Raw genomic sequence first — 17560 nt, forward strand, 5'->3', positions numbered from 1 at the left:
ACCGACCCCACCTGGACCACCAAAGACCCCTACCTCCACGCCGAACAACTCCGCGGCACCACCCTCTACATCAGCACCGGAAACGGCACCCCGGGACATCTCGACACCGTGGCGGCGGTCGGCGGCGACCCCGTGCAATTGATGTGGCAACTGCTCATCGGTGCGCCCATGGAGGCCGTCGTCGCGGCCTGTACGCGTCAACTCGGTGATCGATTGCGGGAGTTGAACATTCCCGCCACCATCGACTACCGCCCCGAGGGCACCCACGCCTGGGGCTACTGGCGTGAGGACCTGCACAAGTCCTGGCCGATCCTCGAAGCGGCTCTGATCAACTGATCGACGCGGCCAGCAGGCGCTTGAGGACCGTCCCGGTTCCGCTGCGCGGCAACGCGTTGAGGAAGTTCACCTCGTGCGGCACGAATCGGCGGCCCAGGCGGTGGCGAAGATAGTGACGGATGGCCTCCGGGTCCAAACCACCCCCGCAGACCACGAACGCGGTCAGGCGTTGCCCGAGGTCGTCATCGGGGATGCCGAGCACTGCCGCCTCGCGGACCTGCGGGAGCATCTCCAGTGCTTCCTCGATCGGGCGCGCGAAGACTGTGCCGCCCCGGGCACGAATCGTCTCGTCGGCCCGGCCGAGCAGGAACAGCCGCCCGGAGACATCCAAATACCCCAGGTCGCCGGTATCCAACAGGCCATCGCAGTCATCCGGCGGCACCGCATCGACGTAGCCGTCGAACAGCCAGTGATTGCGCACGAAGATCCGTCCGACCGCACCGATCGGCACCGGCTGCCGGTCCGGGCCGAGCGCCGCCACCGTCGTGCCGCGAGGCGGCTTGCCCACCGTCTCCGGCGATATTCGCAGGTCGACGGGATCGGCGACCGACACCACCGACGCTTCGGTCGAGCCGTACACGTTGTAGAGAATGTCACCGAACACCCCCAGGAAGCGGAGCACGGTCGCACCGGCCAGCGGCGCGCCACAGCTGACCACCATGCGCAGGCTCGAAATGTCGTAACGGGTGAGCACTTCCACCGGCAGGTCCAGCAGTGCTCGCAGCATCGCCGGCGCGGTGACGAGAACCGTCACGCCCTGGATGGCGATCTGTCGCAAGCACTCCTCGGCATCGGCGAAATCCGGCAGCACGATCGTGGCACGCAGCGCGACACCCGCCTGGAGCGCCACCAGCCCCCAGCTGTGTGTGAGCGGTACGGTGATCAACATCGTCTCGCCGGTCCGAAACGGTATCCGCGACCGGATCGCCGCAACCGCTGCGAACCCCTTCGACCGCGACCGCCACGCGCCTTTCGGACTATCCCCGCTGCCCGAGGTCAGTACGACGATCCGGCCGGAGCGGCGCGGCGCACGTGATCGCTTGCGCCCGGCCACGATCATGTCCTCTACCGCGACACGTCCGGGCACACTCGACGCTCCGTCGGTGCTGAAAACCACGACATCCGGGTGCACCTCGGAAACGAGCGCTTCCAGGTCGCCGTCGACGAATACCGCCGACAGGCCGCCCCTGGCGGCGATCTGCGCGATTCGCCGTGGTGACAGCCCGGCATCGAGCAGCACGACGTCCGCTCCGAGTCGTCCTGCGGCAACCAGGCATTCGACCGTCTCGATGTGATTGCGGGCCAGCAGCCCGAAGGTGTCACGGCGACCGAATCCGAGCCGCGAGAGCGCACACGCCAGTGTGCGGGCGCGCCGATCGATTCCCGCATAGCTGCACGCGCCCCAGTGGTCGACGAGGGCAAGGCGATCGGGCGACCGGGCCGCGGCCACTGCGAATCCGCCGCTCGGTGTGAATCCCTGGCAGACGAGTCTCAGGCTCTGGCGCAGCGCACGATCCGGCCGAGAGCTCACGATTCCGGTTCCGAGCACTCGCCCGGCGATTTCGATACCTTGCATGAGCCGCGTTCGGCGGTGGTTCACCACCACCGCGGTCGGCTCCCAGACGGCGTAGTCGGCGATTCGGTCGAGTCCCGCTCTGGCCCACCGTGTCACAGACTTCTTGGTGAGCCCGCGCAGCAGCGGATGGTTCGGGTCGGCCGCATAGAACACCACCGTGACACGGGTATTCGCCCCCGTGCCACGCAGACCCACCGTAACGAAGCAGTCCGGCTGCTGTGTCCGCAACTCGAAACTCTCGTATTTGCGCCCGACTGCCAACTGCGCCCACACCGCATCGATCCCGAGTGCGGGTGTACCTACCCGCAAGGCGAACACGGGATGGTCCCCGGCCACCGACACCTGCTCACATGCCCCGATACCCGCAAACAGTCTCGGGTAGATCCGGGGATCGATCAGGATCCGCCAGAGCGCGTGCCGGGGAATCAGGTATTCCTCGACGACTTCCACAATCTCGGAGACCATGCGCGGAGCCCACCCGATCCTTCGGTCACCGAGTCCGTGCGTCCGGCACCGTGAGAAAGCGCGGTATGACCTTGCCGGTCGCGCCGCGCGGCAGCGCACTCAGGAACGAGACATCGCGCGGCACCGCGACCCGGCCCAGACGATGTCGGAGATAGTCGCGGATCATCTGTGCGTCCAGGCCCGCACCTTCGCGAGTGACGACGAATGCTGCCAGGCGCTGACCGAAGTCCGGATCGGGGACGCCGACGACCGCTGCCTCACGGACCTGAGGCAGATACTCGAGCGCCTCCTGCACCGGGCGCGGGAAGAACTTCTCGCCGCCGGAGATGACCATCTCGTCGCTGCGGCCGGTAAGGAACAGCCGCCCGGCCACGTCGACATATCCGTTGTCACCGGTGTCGAGCATGCCATCGGCCACCATCGGTGGTGGCGCGTTGACATACCCGTCGAAAAGCAGCTGGTTCGCGACGAAGACCCGCCCCACCGCACCGACCGGCACCGGCCGTAGATCCGGCCCGAGGACCGCAATCCGGGTACCGACCGGTGGGCGGCCGACGGTTGCCGGAGCACAGCGCAGATCCTGCGGTGTCGCGATCGTCGCCCAGGACACTTCGGTCGAGCCGTAGACGTTGTAGAGGATGTCGCCGAAAATATCCAAGAATCGCAGTGCCGTCGCACCGGACAGCGGCGCACCTCCGCACGCGACGACCCGCAATGACGAAGTGTCGTAACGAGACCGGATCTCCGGTGCCAGCTCGATCAGCCTCTGCACCATCGTGGGCACCACGACCAGGGTGTCGACACGCTGGTCGGCGATCGTCCGCAGACACTGCTCGGCATCGAACCGCGGCTCGAGCACCACGGTGGCCCGAAGCGCGGTGCTGAGCTGCAACATCCCCAGCCCCCAGGTATGGAACAGTGGCGAGGCGATCAGGATGGTCTCCTCCATCGCCATCGGGATCTCCGACAGCACCGAGGCCACAGCGTCCAGACTGCGCGGATGCGGCCGCCGCGCACACTTGGGACTTCCGCTGGTTCCCGAGGTGAGCACGATCATGCGGCCGGTGCGGGCCGGCCGGGCAGCGGTTCCCGGATCGCGCTCGGCGAGACCGTCGATGCTCGTGCAGTCCGCGACCGAGCCGATGCCGATCCGCAGGACATCGTCCGGGAGGTAGCGGACCGTTTCCACGAACTCGCTCTCGACGAACACCGCGGACAGGCGCTCCCGCTGCGTGATCGCCTCGACCTGCCGTCCGGCCATCCCGCCGTTCAGCAGTACGAGATCCATGCCCGCCTTGCAGGCAGCGACCATGACCTCGATCATCCCGACGTGATTGCGCGCCAGCACCGCGGCCGTGTGCCGGCCATCGAGCCCCGCATCGGTCAGAGCCCGGGCGATCGAGTCGGTGCGAGCGTGTAGTGCCGCGAAGTCGCGGGTGTGCGGGCCGCATACCACTGCGGGTCGAGTCGGTGCGCACGCTGCCGCGGCGGCGTATCCGCCGGCCAGGCCGAGACCCCATTTCCCGAGCTGTACCAGCTGTTTCACACCGAGTCCGACGCGGTGCGGGCGAACTACACCGGTCGCGATCAGTTGCGCGGCCACCGCGATCTGTCGCCGCGGGACCGTGGTCGCTTCCCCTTCGACCACCGAACTCGGCGCCTTGCGACAACGTTCGGCGACCCGGCGCAATCCATCGCCGACCCAGGCGATCACCGCGGTGTTGGTGGCCCGCGCTATCGCCGGGTGCACCCGGCCCGGCGCGAAAATAGTTACCACCACACTTGTTTCGTGGTTCTGGCCGCGCAGGCGAATCGCGGCCAGACTCCCCGGATCCGGGCAGTACAGTTCCAGCTTCTCGTGCCGGCGCCCGACGATGAGTCGCACGCGAACATCTCGGATTCCACAGGAATCGGCACCGATGCGGAACAGCAGCAGTGGCGAGTCCCCACCCGCCACGTACTCGCAGCCGCCGATCCCACCGAACAGTCGCGAGTAGGTCATGGGGTCCGTCAACGCCCGCCACAGCGCGCGCCGCCCCACCGGCAGCTCGTAGACGTGCTCGATAATCTCGGTAACCACGGCATCCGCTCCCATCGACCCGGCCCCTGTGCCGCACGATCACCTCGGACGCTACGAGCCCCGGCGGCACGTGGATGCCCGATCGCCACGGCATTGGAAAAATGCCAGCGGTGAACGGGTTCGCGCCTGTCGGTGGTCACGGAGAGATGGCCCACAGAAAAGGGTCCGCGGGTAACCACCCGCGGACCCTTGCCCAGTCGCATGTTCAGTACTTGGGCGGCAACTCCAGCAGCAGGTCCACGGCCTTCGCGGCACTCTGTGCGGCGCTCTCCATCGTCGCCGACCAATCGGTGCGGGTCCAGTCGCCGGCCAGCACCAGGCCCGGCACCGACGTGCGTTGTTCGGGGCGCAGTCCGGCGGTGCCGACGACCTGAGAGAACGTTGCCCTCGGCATCTTCACCACATGCGCATGCACGAGCTTCGCCTCGACGGCTTCCGGATAGTAGCGGCGGATCAAATCCATCTGCTCGGCAATGATCTCGTCATTGCTGCGGTGGATCTGCTCGTAGGCGCCACTGGTGGTCAGGCAGTACAGCCACGTCCCATTGGGTGGGCGAAGGTGCATCCGCTGCCGGTCGAACACTTCGTCGATCACCCCGCGGCCGCCGATGATAGCCTCCATCGCCGCCTTCGTCGACAAAGGTCGATCGAGATACAGGTTCGTGCTGACGATCGGTGTATGGCCGAGTTTGTCTGCGGCAGCATAGATTTCGGCATGTTCCGGCAGATCGTCGAGCAGTCCGCGCACACTGGAATTGGGGACGGCGCAGACGACCGCATCGGCCGCTATCTCGCTGCCGTCCGCGAGCAGGACCCCCTTGACTCTGCCGTCTTCGAGCAGAATTCGACGCGCGACCGCACGATGCCGCACGTCGACACCGCGTTCCTCGAAGACCCGCTGAGCCCCGGTGATATACAACGTGTCCAGATCGACTGTCGGATAGCCGATGGTCGACCCGCGGCGCTTCTTCATCCCTCCGCGCAGACCGGTCGCCATGACATCCGCGAACACCTTCGCCGATCCACGCTCCACCGGCTCGGCCGCGATCCCCAGCGCAAGCCAATCCCACAGTGCCTCACGCGCTTTGGCAGGCATGCCGACCCGGCGCAACCACTGGTCGGTGCTCAGGTCGGCGAGATCCGCGGGCTGGAACAACGCCTGCCACCCCAAACGCATCGTGGCCCGGGCCGCACGCAGCCGTTCGCCCGGCGAGGCATCGGGATGCGCACCCATCAATGTCGGCAGCGCCCGCAGGCCCTTGGTGTGCATGATCACCGCACGACCGCCCGGCCAACGCAGGGTGCCGCAGTGCGGATAGTGCAGATAGTGGTCGGTACCAACACTTTTCAGGTAGCGAAACAGATTGCTGTAGCCGCTCGCGACCACATGCTGACCGTTGTCGGCCAGATCGTCGACCTCCCCGACCCGCATCGCCTGTGTCCGGCCACCCAGCCGGGCACGGCGCTCCAGCAGCGTCACCTGTTTACCCGCCTCGGCCAGCCACACCGCTGAAGCCAAACCGGCCAAACCGCCGCCGATCACCACATAGCGTCGAGAATCGTTGCCCTGCATCATTTCACACCTCGCACCAGATCAGCGGAGTGCAGCGTGGCACCCATGCCGTCGATCATCCGGATCAGATCGCAACCGACCAGTTCCGCCGCCTCACATACCATGCGGGCTATCACCTCGGCGCACGTCGGGATGTCGTCGATCAGGCCCTGCACCTGCCCCGCCGTCCAGATACCGCCGTCGATGTCACCTTCCGCCATCGCCTGGCGGCCACGAACACCCATGACCAGTTCGCGGACATCCTCGAATTCGCCACCCGCGGCTTCGATCTCGATCACCTTGCGGCTCACCGCGTTGTTGGCCACGCGAGCGGTGTTGTGCAGCGTACGCAGAATCAGCCGGGTATCGAGTTCGGAGTTGCCGACGATCTGTTGCTTGATCCTGTGGTGGATCGGCGCCTCTTGCGTACACATGAATCTGGTGCCCATATTCACCCCATCCGCACCGAGCGCGAGCGCCGCCACCAGCCCGGCGCCGTCGGCGATACCGCCCGAGGCGATGATCGGAATGGTCAGGGCACGTGCCGCGGCGCGGATCAGGATCAGGCCGGGCACGTCGTCCTCGCCGGGGTGACCAGCGCATTCGAAGCCGTCGATCGAGACGCAGTCGACTCCGACCCGCTGTGCCTTCACCGCGTGCCGGACGCTGGTGCATTTATGGATGACCTTGATCCCCGCCGCTTTGAACACCGGCAGGAACGGTTCCGGGTTGCTGCCCGCCGTCTCCACCACCGGCACACCGGAGTCGACGATCACCTGTGCGTAGCGCTCGTACGGCGGCGGTTTTATCGCAGGCAGAATGGTGAGATTGACCCCGAACGGTTTGTCGGTCAGCTCCCGCGTCCGCTCGATCTCGACTGCCAGATCCTCCGGTGTCGGCTGGGTGAGCGCGGTGAGAAAACCCAGCGCGCCGGCCTCGGCGACGGCGGCGACGAGTTCGGCGCGACCGACCCACATCATGCCGCCCATGACAATCGGGTGCTCGACTCCGAATAGCTCGGTGAAACGAGTGTGGAACATGAATTTGCCTGCTTCCTTGATCGCAGATGTCGATTCAGCTCAGAACGCGGATTCGCTGAGTCGCATGATGTCGGTGTCGGCGGTTTCGATGATCTGGCGAACCGCACCGAGCAGCGGCAGCCGGTTCTTGGCGAACCACCTGGCTACGGCGACTTTTCCCTGGTAGAAGTGCTCCTTGTCGGCCGGCGACGTTCGCTCCGAGGCCGCCAGGGCGATCTCGGCCTGCTCCAGTAACCGCCACCCGATGATCAGGTCACCGGTGGCGAACAGGAACGGCTCCAGCGCCAGGCCCACCTTGTAGATGTCCTGATCGGCGTTGACCGATTCCAGTAGGTATTTGCTCAATGCGGTTGTCATGGCGGTGAACTCGACGAGGGCCGTGCCGAGCAGTTGCTGTTCGGCTCGAAGCCGGCCCCCGGCCCGGTCGGTGTAGGCGAAGCGCCCGACCAGCCCGGTCACATGCCGCAGGGCTTCCCCGCCGTCGCGCATCAGCTTGCGGAAGAAGAAGTCCTGCGCCTGAATCGCGGTCGTGCCCTCGTACATCGAGTCGACTCGGGTATCGCGCACATACTGTTCCAGCGGATAGTCCGTGAGGTACCCGGACCCGCCGAGCACCTGCATCGAGTGGCCCAGCATCTCGTATGCTCGTTCCGAGGCAACGCCTTTGACGATCGGAAGCAACAACTCGCTGACCCGCTCCGCCAGCGCGGCTTCGACACCGAACCGTCGCAGCGCCAGCACCGGATCCTGATAGGCCGCGCAGTACAGGTAGAGCGCGCGCAGTCCCTCCGCGTACGCCTTCTGCAGCATGAGACCGCGCCGGACCGACGGGTGGTGCGCGATGGTCACCCGGGGCGCTGCCTTATCGGTGATGAACCGCATGTCCGGGCCCTGCGTCCGGCTCTTCGCGTATTCGAGTGCGTGCAGGTAGCCCGAGGACAGGGTGCCGGTCGCCATGGCACCGACGCTCATCCGCGCGGCCTGAATCGCCCGAAACATCTGAGCGATGCCATTATGCGTGTCGCCGACCAGATAGCCGACCGCCGGCTGCTCGGCGCCGAAGGTCAGTTCACAGGTCGGCGCGGACCTGATACCCATCTTGTGCTCCACACCGGTGACCCGGACACCATTGCGAAAAGTGATGTCCATCGTGTGCGGATGAAAGAGGAATTTCGGAACGACGAACAGCGACAATCCTTTTGTTCCCGCTTTCGCTCCGGCCGGACGAGCCAGCACCAGATGCATGATATTGTCGGCCGTCTCCCCCAGATCCCCACCGGAGATGAAACGTTTGACACCGCGCAGATGCCAGGTCCCGTCGGCCTGTGCAACGGCCTCGGTCCGGCACAACCCCACATCGGACCCCGCCTCCGGCTCGGTCAGCACCATCGTTGCGCCCCAACGGCTTTCCCAGGAATGCTGGGCCCAGCGTCGCTGAATCGCGCTGCCCTCGAGATACAGCACCGTATGCAGCATCGGACCGAGATTGAAGAAGTGCGCGTTCCTATTGGCCGCCATCAGCATTTCCTGGACCGCCCAGTGCAGCGGCGCGGGCGCCACCATTCCGCCCATCCCGGGCGGCATGCCCAGTGCCGTCCAGCCACCGTCCTGCAACGCCGTGACCGACTTGCGCAGCGGATCGGGCACGACCACAACGCCGTTCAACTGGTCGAACTGCACCGGATCACGATCGGCGGCGACATAGGAGGCCGCCACCGGGCCCTCGGCCAGCGCCATGGCCTCCTGGAGAATGTACAGCGCGGTCGCGCGGTCCATGGACCCGTACGCTCCCGCGTCGAGTAGATCTCCTATGCCGAGGACGTCGAACAGGTTGAATTCGAGATCACGAAGGTTGGTCTTGAAGTGACTCACAGGCTGCTCCACCACTGCTTGGTCGAATTCGTTCAGTTCGGTCGGATCGCGGATACCGACTCGCCGATTACGGCGGAATCGGCACCGATCAGGGTTCGCAGGAATCCCTCCTGTGCGCGCCGGCCACGCGCGGCGAAGAACTCCGCGGCTCCGGGCAGAGCGCGCACGAGTGTCGAGCGCCCGGCATTGACCGGTGCTCGCACCATCGGATACCAGGGCAGGTGGGCCGGTAAGCCCAACCGCCGCATTGCCTTCGGCCCCAGGAACGTGGTCGCGATCGACAGATGACGCGACCGCGCAACTCGGCCACGGACTCCGGATAATCGCTGATAATGCCAGTTCAGCGGATCGTCACCCATCGGCAGGGCGAGTTGGCGGGTGGTCTCGTCCGGATTGGTGATAGCGGCCAGCGTATGGTTCAGCAGCCGGACGGAATCTCGAAACCCGTTCGGCAGGAATCTCTCCTCGACCCCGATCAGCCAGCCGACGTATCGGGTCAGGTGGGCCGCCGACTCCAGGTCTCGCGCCGCGGGAACGATGCCCATGGGAAATGCCCCCAGGAACGGGACCATCAGCGCGCCGATCAGTGTCGCCGCCATATCCGTTTGATTGATCGGCAGTCCCCACCGGTCCGAATCCCAATCCGGCAGTGCCGCTACATGTGTGCGAACCAGGGCGTGGATGAGCCGAACTCGCAGCGTTGAACGATAGCCGCGCCCCCAGGGTTCGAGTCCTGCATCCGAGGTCACATCGAGGGCCCATTGCAGCGTTTCCGCGAATCGCTGCGCCGGCCCTTTCTCCAGCGCACCGGTGCGTATCAGCGTTTTGTTGAACCCGGAGGCCAGGTATCCACCGAGAAAGGCTACGTCGCGCGCGAGGTAGAGCCCGTCGACGCCCCCTATCCGATAAACCTGGGCACCGTGGCGGATCTTGTCACGATCCAGCCAGTCCGGGGGTGTCTGCACCTGGGCGAAGAACTCACGCAATGGTTCCGGCGCCTCCGGGACGGTCTCGACCCCCCGGCTCAGTGCCTCCTCGAACAAGCTGCGAGTCCGGTCGAGCCCGGTTTCGATCATCCAGGCAACCAGCCGATCCATCGGCTCGTCACCGATCACCAGCGCTTCCCCCAGCTCGGCCCACTGCTCCCGCGACGGCTCCCGGAGTCGCAACAGCGAGGCGAGAGTGTCGATGCCGGGGATCGGGCGCGGGACGTCGGGATGACGGAGCGGCACTTTCGATTTCATTGCGATGCCCTCTCTGGCGAAACGGCCAACGAGTGACCACACGTTCGAATAGGTACGACTACCTGCGAGATGCACCAAAGATACAGCGTCTGTTACATTGGGTCAACCATCCGTTCGCACGCCCCGCCCGGCTACCGCCGGAGTCGAATACCCCGGGCGCGTAGCGCATTTCGCTGGGAATCACCCCAGCGCAGAGTGGGCTGTGAACGGATACAACAACTTCGCGTGCGGCCGTGCGGCAAACTCACAGTTCCGCGGGAACTCGATCGCGCACTTCGAACGATCGGTTACCGTTCTGTGATCCCCGAGACACAGATCAGGGGATGGTGAGGAGCCGTTGATGTCCGCCGATTATTCGGCCAGACCGGGACGCGGAAGTCCCCCGGCCGACATGTCGTCCGCCCTCCAGAACGTACGAAATCTGGCACGACACATGGCCGACCGCTTCGGAGATGCCGACCTGCCCGGGAATCCACGCCGCAGCGACATCGGCGCCATCACCAGAACCTGTCTCGATCTCGCGGTGGCGATGCTCGACGGCAAGGATATTCCCGCCAAGACAAATCGCCTGCATTCCGCGGCCGCGCGATGGGCCCGCGAAGGTATCGGCCTCGACATCATCCACCAGGCCGTGCACGAGGGATTCCAGGCCGGTTTCGAGCTCCTCGCGTCCAGCGCGGCACACCGAAATCCCGCAAGTCACACTGTGGCGTCGAACGTAGATGAACTGATCGGCGCGGCCAAGCTCGTCGGCGATGTTCTGAACCAGGTCACCTCCACGGTTTCATCGGCCTATCTCGCCGAACTCCAGACCGCGACGGGTGACCAGGACGCCGCCCTGCACGGACTCGCGTCCGCATTGCTCAACGGCCTCGGCACCGCCACAATGGCCCGAGAATGCGGAGTTACCGTGGCTGATTCGTATCACGTCGTGGCACTGACGATCGCGACCCACCCCGTCGGTCGCCGCCGGGCAGCCGAAGATCCACTGTCGGTACGGCGGCGACTGCACCGGCTACGAACCGAACTGGCGCGGCGATGCCGGGGCCAGGCCCTGTCTCTCTTGGCCGTGGACAGCGGCATAATCCTCGTTCCGACGTGGCGGAACACCGAGGGCGACCTTGCGGCACACCTGACGGAAGCAGCTCGCGTGGTCGATGTTCCAGGCACCGCAGCACTGGTGTCGGCGGCCGCGCACGATATACCCACCGCCGCGGAACAGGCCCGCGAACTGCTGGATGTCGTGCGTCGACTCGACTTCGAGCCGGGCTTGTATCAGCTCGACAACCTCGCCCTCGAATATCAGCTCACTCGCCCCGGCCCGGGACGAGAGGAACTCGGCGCATTGCTCGATCCGCTCGACGACCATCCCGAACTACTCCAAACACTGCAGATCCATATCGGGAACAACCTCAACCGCCAACGCACGGCACGACTGATGCACGTACACGCCAATACCGTCGACTATCGCCTCAAGAGAATCGGACAGCTCACCGGATTCGACCCCGCGCTCGCGACCGGCCTGTGGCACCTGCGCTCGGCAATGGTTGCCCGCAGCTATCGGGCAGGTTGACGCACCTCGCCCAGGCAGCCCGCTCCCGTGTGCGAGCCGAGCCGGCCCCCAAGTCGGTGACATCACCTGCGTGTACCCGACCATCGGATCCGCTCGCCATTCGGTGATCACGCGGACATGGATACCCGCGACGATGCCGACCGAGTTGTCGTCCCGGGCCGGGGGTGAACAGCCGCCGAACCGGATCCGGGCCGCGTACGGCATCCCGGGTCGCGTCGATCTGCGACTCGTCTTCGCAGTGACTGCACAAGCGTCTGTAAGGCCACCCCGGCCGCAACAAATAACGCCAATTGTTCACTCGCGCTTCACTCCTCGAGCCGATCGAGCAACAATGTATCAACCCCGACTACATCGGCTTACAGTGCATCAAGTATTGATGCATTGTCACATCGACGCTATTGTGATTCACATCCCGAAGCAAGAACGGAAGCCGCGCAGGAGGCCAGCCCCACAGGCCCGCATCGACGCCCGTGGACCTCCGGCCGATCGCAGCGCGTGACACCCCACGCGCCAGGCCAACCGACAGCCGATTGGAGCAGCCATGAACGTCACCGCCGACGTCCGAGTCCGACCCCATCTCCCAGCCACCATCACCCCGGATGTCATGCGGCAAGGGGTTCACGGATCGGAAGCGGCCCGCCTGCCGATCGCCTCGACGACCAGCTCGATCATCCGCGCATGCTCCGAACTCGTCATCGGCCTGGCTCGGCATGCCGACGCTGCCACAAGCAATCCGTCCACCAGCCTGGAATTGTTCCGTCACAACGCCAAAGCCTGGGCACAGCAGGGCATCTCGATCGCCGTCGTGCATCGCGCGATCAAACAAGCCATCGACGAGGCTATCGATTCCGCCGCAGCGGAAGCCCCAAGCGCCAACCCCCGTGCACTCATCGCCTCCACTCAACGGCTGTTGCGGGTGCATGCCGCGATCACCACGGCGGTTTCGGAGATCTTCGTCGCGGAAACCCACGCCGACGCCGGGCGCCCGCCGAGACCTCTGTCGGCTGTTGCCGTTTCCCTCACCCCAGGGCACAGGAGCGCACCGCCGGCCGGCCTCGAACTGGCTGACACCTACGCGGTTCTGGCGGTAGCGATCACTCACGCGACCGACGACACCGACCTGCCGGATCCGGCATCGGCGAAAACAGAGCACCTGCAGCGACTCCGGGCGGCGCTCAGCGAACAAACCGGCCATCGGGCGTTCGAAATACTCGGCGCACACGGCGGCACCATCCTGATTCCCGCGACACCGCGCACCGATGCCGAACTCGACAACTTCGTCGCCGAACTGTCCGTGGCCGCACAGACGCCCATACTCGCGATCGTGCTCTACAGCGACCGCGATCGAGTTCGCGACACAGCAGACCGAGCACACGAATTGCTCGACGTAGCACAACGGCTGCGATATCCGAGCCGGCTGTACCGCTTCTCCGATCTAGCCCTCGAATTCCAGCTGACCCGGCCGGGCCACGCCAACGACGGACTCGCCTCGCTCATCGAGCCGCTCGAAGCACATCAGGATCTGCTGCACACGCTCCAACTGTTCATCGACACCAACCTCAACCGACAGCAAACGGCTCAGCTGCTGGACTTGCACCGCAATACCATCGACTACCGATTGCGTCGGATCGAGGAACTCACCGGCCACAATCCAGCACAACAGGGCGGAATCTGGCATCTGCGATCCGCGCTGATCGTCCGCGCTTACCGCCGGATCACCGACTGACCTGGCCGCGCAGGCCACAGGCAAATGGGGCGGGCCGGATCGCGACAGGCTGAGCGCGCTGAATCAAAGCAACCAAATCTGAATCTCTGACCTCGATGCTCGAAGGAGAGCGGCGATGAACCAGCCCATCCCAACACGTCATCCGCAGTCACCGGTCCGCGCTCCGGGTATCCGCCCGGTCGCACGGATTCTCGGGATCGGCAAACCCACCACCGCCGAATGGCAGCTTCTCGGTGCAGGGCTCACCATCGGTGACCCACGCATGGACGAGCTCGTCGAATGGATGTATTCCGAAGGCATGGATTCGGTCCGGCCGATGTTCGACAGCGCATTGCGCGACGGCATCGTCAGTGTGCCGGAGGCACCGGAACCATTGCGCCAGTTCTTCCTCCATGTCGAAACACCACCGACGTGGCTCGATCCCGCGCGGGTGCACCGTGGTGAACGCGTGTTTCGCTCCGGCGGCGCCGACGGGCTCTACATCGCCCGCGATGTGTCGTTTCTCGGCGGCTATCTCGCCTCCGGCTTCAACAAGACACTCCTCTGCACCGGCGCACTGGAAAAGGGGCCGGCCCGCCGGTTCGCGGAGACGCTGCAGTGGGCGTTGGACGTCAGCTCCGACGACGGCATGGCCCGCTTCGGCCGGGGCTACCGATCCACCCTGCACGTTCGACTGATACACGCCATTGTCCGGCGCCATGTCGCCGCGCTTCCGAACTGGCGCGCCGCGGAATGGGGACTGCCGATCAATCAGACCGATATGGCGGCGACCCTCGTCGGTGCGTTGATCGCTCCGTTCGTCGGCGCATTGGCGATGGGCATGGTGCCGAGGAGAAGCGAGCTGGAAGACGCCGCGCACCTCGCGCGCTACACGGGCTGGTTGATGGGCGTGGAAGAGCAGCGCCTGCCGCGTGGATTCCGCGACGGGGTGCGAATCGTCTACCACAGCCTGACCGCTATCACGAACCCGGACGAAACCACTCCGCAACTCGCGGTCCCGATGGGCGACGACCCGCGCGGTTGGCACTATCCCAATATGGCCACGCTGCGCGGACGCCTGGCTCGTTCCCAGCACCTCTCCATCGCGACCATGTTCCTGGGCCGATCATCGATGCGCGAGCTCGGCCTTCCCGGCAACACACTGCCCTGGTACCCGCTACTCCGGATTCCAGTCAATCTGTCGCGCAGCGTCCAGGCACGTTTCCCCGGCGGCCTGGACCGGGCCGCGGCGCGCGGCCGGAGGCAGCAGGAAACCTTCCTACGCAAACTGATCGGCTCCGACGAAGTCGCCATCGGAGCCGCCGTCCAACATCTGCACAGCGCCGCCTGAGTGCGCGGGCCCGCTCTGTCAGGTCTTCGAGTCCCGGGATTCGGATCGGCGCGATTTCGCTTGCGCCGTCCGTGGTTTCGCCGTCTTCCGAGGCGCACGCCCCGATTTGCCCTCCTTGACCGGTATCGGCTCGACCGGCTTCAGTCCATGCGTCATCAAGGGCACGATCGCCGCGCGCACGAAGGTACGTGCGGCTACTGGATCCGAGAAATCGACACCGGCCTTGGGCGTCAGCATGAGTGAGTGCGCGAGGCGTGCCACCAATTCCGCAATCGGCCGCGGGTCATACGGATCGACGGTGCCGTGCTTCTGCGCGGCCTCCAGGACGCCGACGATGTAACTGATGCCCTGGGAGACCAGTTCCTCACCGCGCACCGTGTAGAAGCTCAATGTCTCCTCGGGCGCCACGTCGAGCAATTGGGTGACGAACGGATGGGTTTGGGTCAGCTCGAGGATATAGACCACGGTCTCCTCGATCTGCTCTTCCGCACTCCGGGCGCGTGCGGCGATCGCGGTCGCCTCGAGCAGAATCCGCTGAATCTCCCGGGAGAGCACGGCATCGATCAGGTTTTCCTTACCCGCGAACCGTCGATAGATCGTCACCCGGTTGACGCCCGATCGGCGGGCAATGTCGTCCAAACTGCTACGTCGAATTCCTACCTGGAGGATCCGCTGAAGCGCCGCATCCAGGATCTTCTCATCCAACTCGTCCGGTGTCCGCAGCATGCATCAAAGGTACAGACCACGTTTCTTTGGGGCAAAACCCGCGCATTCCAATGAACCAAGTATTGATGCTCTGTTGCATTCCGGCTATGTTGATCAGAAGCGCGACAACGCCCGTACCTGAGGACAGGGGCACCCAATGGGTAGCGAAACGTCATATCTCAAGCCCACGACGGCGGCACCTTCAGCACCGCAGAGAGTGCGGTCTCGCCCTGCCGTCGAACGCGGCCGTCCGGCCATCCCACCGGACGTCGTCGCCTATCTGCGACAACTGGGGGCAGCGACCGGAGAAGCCCACGACATAGAGACAACTCTCGCGTCACTGCTCGTGAGCGGGGAGAACGCCGAGATCGTTGCGCGCACGGCAGGCATTCCGATCGCCGAGTCCTACTCGGTGCTCGGCGTCGCTTTTCCGGGAACACCGAAGCCGGCGAACCCGACCGAGCACGAGTCGATGAGCGTACGGGGACGCCCCGGTCGAGTGACCGCCGTACTCCGCGAACTCGCCGGACCGGACATACTGCCGCTGCTCGGACTCGGCGGAGGTACCGTCCTGATCCCCGAAGCGCCTGCCCGCGAGGCGATCCCCGCCGAGCTCCTCGATCGGATGACCCGGGCCGCCGGGGTACCGGTCACCGCCACCGTAGTCTCGACGACCCCGGCGCAGATCGCCGCCAGCACCGACCTCGCGCACGAACTGCTGCATATCGTGCAACGACTGGGTTACCAGCCGAAGCTCTACCGCTTTGCCGACCTGGCTTTCGAATACCAGGTGACCCGTCCCGGCCCCGTGCTGAATTACCTTCTCGCACTGCTACAGCCTGTCCACCAGCACCCCGACCTGCTGAATACGCTTCGACACTACGTGAGTTCCGATTGGCATCGGCAGATCACCGCCCGAGCCCTCAGCGTCCACACCAACACTGTGGACTACCGCCTGCGGCGCATCAAGGAAATCACCGGACTTGATCCGTATCGCCCCGCGGACCTGTGGTGCCTGCATTCCGCCGTGATCGCCGACGCCTACGGATCAGCGCACACCGACTGACCACACAACGGGAATTCCCGCCGTGCGGCCATACGAGTCAGCACGCGCACACAGCGCGGACCTGGCCCCACTCGGCGAAATTCGGCGCCCGTCACGCGACCTGCCGTCCACTCCGGCACTGGGCGTCAGCATTACCGAATGCACAAGGCGGGCAACACATTCTGCGACCGGAAGCGGATCGTAATCATCGATCGCTCCCGCGCTCTGCGCCCGCGTCAGCATCTCGGCGATGAAGTCGATCGTGCGTCTCGAGCGGTCTCCGGCGTCGCGACCACACAAACTCGACGACTCCTGCGGCGTCCGAAGCGACCGCACGACCAACCGATGCAGCCGCGACTGCGACAGGACGTGCATCATGTCTACTCAGCTTCTACCTCAAGCCGTGTGCCATCAGTGGCACGATCACCGTCCGCACGAATTCCCGAGCGGCCTTCGGATCACCGAAATCCACACCGCCCCGCGGCGTGAGGAGAAGCGAATGCGCCAGCCGCGCAACCAGCTCCGCTACCGGCCGTGGGTCATAACGGTCGACGGTTCCGTGTTCCTGAGCGGCTTCGAGAACGCTCACGATGAAGGTGATGCCCGCCGACACCAACTCCTCGCCTCGCACGGTATAGAAGTTCAAGGCTTCCTCGGGAGAGACCTCCAACAGCTGCGTCGCGAACGGATGGGTCTGCGTGAGACCGAGGATGTAGACGACCGTCTCTTCGATCTGCCCCTCCGCGGTGTCCGCTCGCGCCGCGATCGCAGCAGTCTCGGCGAGGATTCGCTCGATCTCACGGCCGAACACCGCATCGATCAGATTCTCCTTGGCCGCGAAGCGCCGGTAGATCGTTACCCGGTTGATACCCGATCGTCGTGCGATGTCGTCCAGACTGCTCCGGCGAATTCCGACCTGCAGAATTCGCTGGAGAGCCGCATCGAGGATCTTCTCGTCCAATTCGTCTCGCGCCCGCAGCATGTCCAATAAGGTACATTCTGCATAAACTTTCGTC

General features: G+C 65.2%; 12 protein-coding genes and 1 pseudogene. 5 read left to right on the plus strand and 8 right to left on the minus strand.

Annotation, left to right across the window (positions count from 1 at the left end; genetic code table 11):
- Window positions 1–336: pseudogene (locus ACFVMC_RS31755) on the plus strand (esterase family protein); the annotation flags it as partial.
- Here ACFVMC_RS31755 and ACFVMC_RS31760 read toward each other — a convergent pair.
- The 6 genes from ACFVMC_RS31760 to ACFVMC_RS31785 form a co-directional block, all read right to left on the minus strand.
- Entirely contained in the window at window positions 329–2377 is a 2049-nt protein-coding gene (locus tag ACFVMC_RS31760) for an AMP-binding protein (RefSeq protein ID WP_379216455.1), read from the minus strand. The pseudogene ACFVMC_RS31755 and the gene ACFVMC_RS31760 overlap by 8 nt on opposite strands.
- Before the next feature lie 25 nt (window positions 2378–2402).
- Complete coding sequence (locus ACFVMC_RS31765; protein WP_379216457.1) at window positions 2403–4457, minus strand: AMP-binding protein; 2055 nt, start codon at window positions 4455–4457, stop codon at window positions 2403–2405.
- 205 nt (window positions 4458–4662) lie between these two features.
- Complete coding sequence (hpnE, locus tag ACFVMC_RS31770; RefSeq protein WP_379216459.1) at window positions 4663–6033, minus strand: hydroxysqualene dehydroxylase HpnE; 1371 nt, start codon at window positions 6031–6033, stop codon at window positions 4663–4665.
- Window positions 6030–7049: an NAD(P)H-dependent flavin oxidoreductase gene (locus ACFVMC_RS31775; RefSeq protein WP_379216461.1), complete on the minus strand. Its 1020-nt coding sequence runs from the start codon at window positions 7047–7049 to the stop codon at window positions 6030–6032. Before ACFVMC_RS31775 ends, hpnE begins: the two co-directional genes overlap by 4 nt.
- A gap of 39 nt (window positions 7050–7088) precedes the next feature.
- Window positions 7089–8921 (minus strand): acyl-CoA dehydrogenase, encoded by a 1833-nt coding sequence (locus ACFVMC_RS31780; RefSeq protein WP_379216462.1) that lies wholly within the window; start codon window positions 8919–8921, stop codon window positions 7089–7091.
- 32 nt (window positions 8922–8953) lie between these two features.
- Window positions 8954–10165, minus strand: a complete 1212-nt coding sequence (locus tag ACFVMC_RS31785; protein ID WP_379216464.1) for an oxygenase MpaB family protein — start codon at window positions 10163–10165, stop codon at window positions 8954–8956.
- A gap of 340 nt (window positions 10166–10505) precedes the next feature.
- Here ACFVMC_RS31785 and ACFVMC_RS31790 point away from each other — a divergent pair, with 340 nt between their 5' ends.
- From ACFVMC_RS31790 to ACFVMC_RS31800, 3 genes are all read left to right on the plus strand, one after another.
- Window positions 10506–11738, plus strand: coding sequence for a PucR family transcriptional regulator (locus ACFVMC_RS31790; RefSeq protein WP_379216466.1), 1233 nt, complete (start codon window positions 10506–10508; stop codon window positions 11736–11738).
- Between the two features lie 541 nt (window positions 11739–12279).
- The gene (locus ACFVMC_RS31795) at window positions 12280–13464 is read left to right on the plus strand and encodes a PucR family transcriptional regulator (RefSeq protein WP_379216467.1); all 1185 of its coding nucleotides are present in this window, start codon (window positions 12280–12282) and stop codon (window positions 13462–13464) included.
- A gap of 115 nt (window positions 13465–13579) precedes the next feature.
- Window positions 13580–14794: an oxygenase MpaB family protein gene (locus ACFVMC_RS31800; protein ID WP_379216469.1), complete on the plus strand. Its 1215-nt coding sequence runs from the start codon at window positions 13580–13582 to the stop codon at window positions 14792–14794.
- An 18-nt stretch (window positions 14795–14812) separates the two neighbouring features.
- On the opposite strand, the gene ACFVMC_RS31805 is transcribed toward ACFVMC_RS31800, so the two are convergent.
- Window positions 14813–15520, minus strand: a complete 708-nt coding sequence (locus ACFVMC_RS31805) for a TetR/AcrR family transcriptional regulator (RefSeq protein WP_379216471.1) — start codon at window positions 15518–15520, stop codon at window positions 14813–14815.
- A gap of 325 nt (window positions 15521–15845) precedes the next feature.
- Here ACFVMC_RS31805 and ACFVMC_RS31810 point away from each other — a divergent pair, with 325 nt between their 5' ends.
- Window positions 15846–16565, plus strand: a complete 720-nt coding sequence (locus tag ACFVMC_RS31810) for a PucR family transcriptional regulator (protein WP_379216473.1) — start codon at window positions 15846–15848, stop codon at window positions 16563–16565.
- Between the two features lie 370 nt (window positions 16566–16935).
- On the opposite strand, the gene ACFVMC_RS31815 is transcribed toward ACFVMC_RS31810, so the two are convergent.
- Window positions 16936–17505 (minus strand): TetR/AcrR family transcriptional regulator, encoded by a 570-nt coding sequence (locus ACFVMC_RS31815; RefSeq protein ID WP_379216475.1) that lies wholly within the window; start codon window positions 17503–17505, stop codon window positions 16936–16938.
- Window positions 17506–17560 lie beyond the last annotated feature (55 nt).

Source organism: Nocardia sp. NPDC127579 (assembly GCF_042672005.1).
Taxonomy (GTDB): domain Bacteria; phylum Actinomycetota; class Actinomycetes; order Mycobacteriales; family Mycobacteriaceae; genus Nocardia.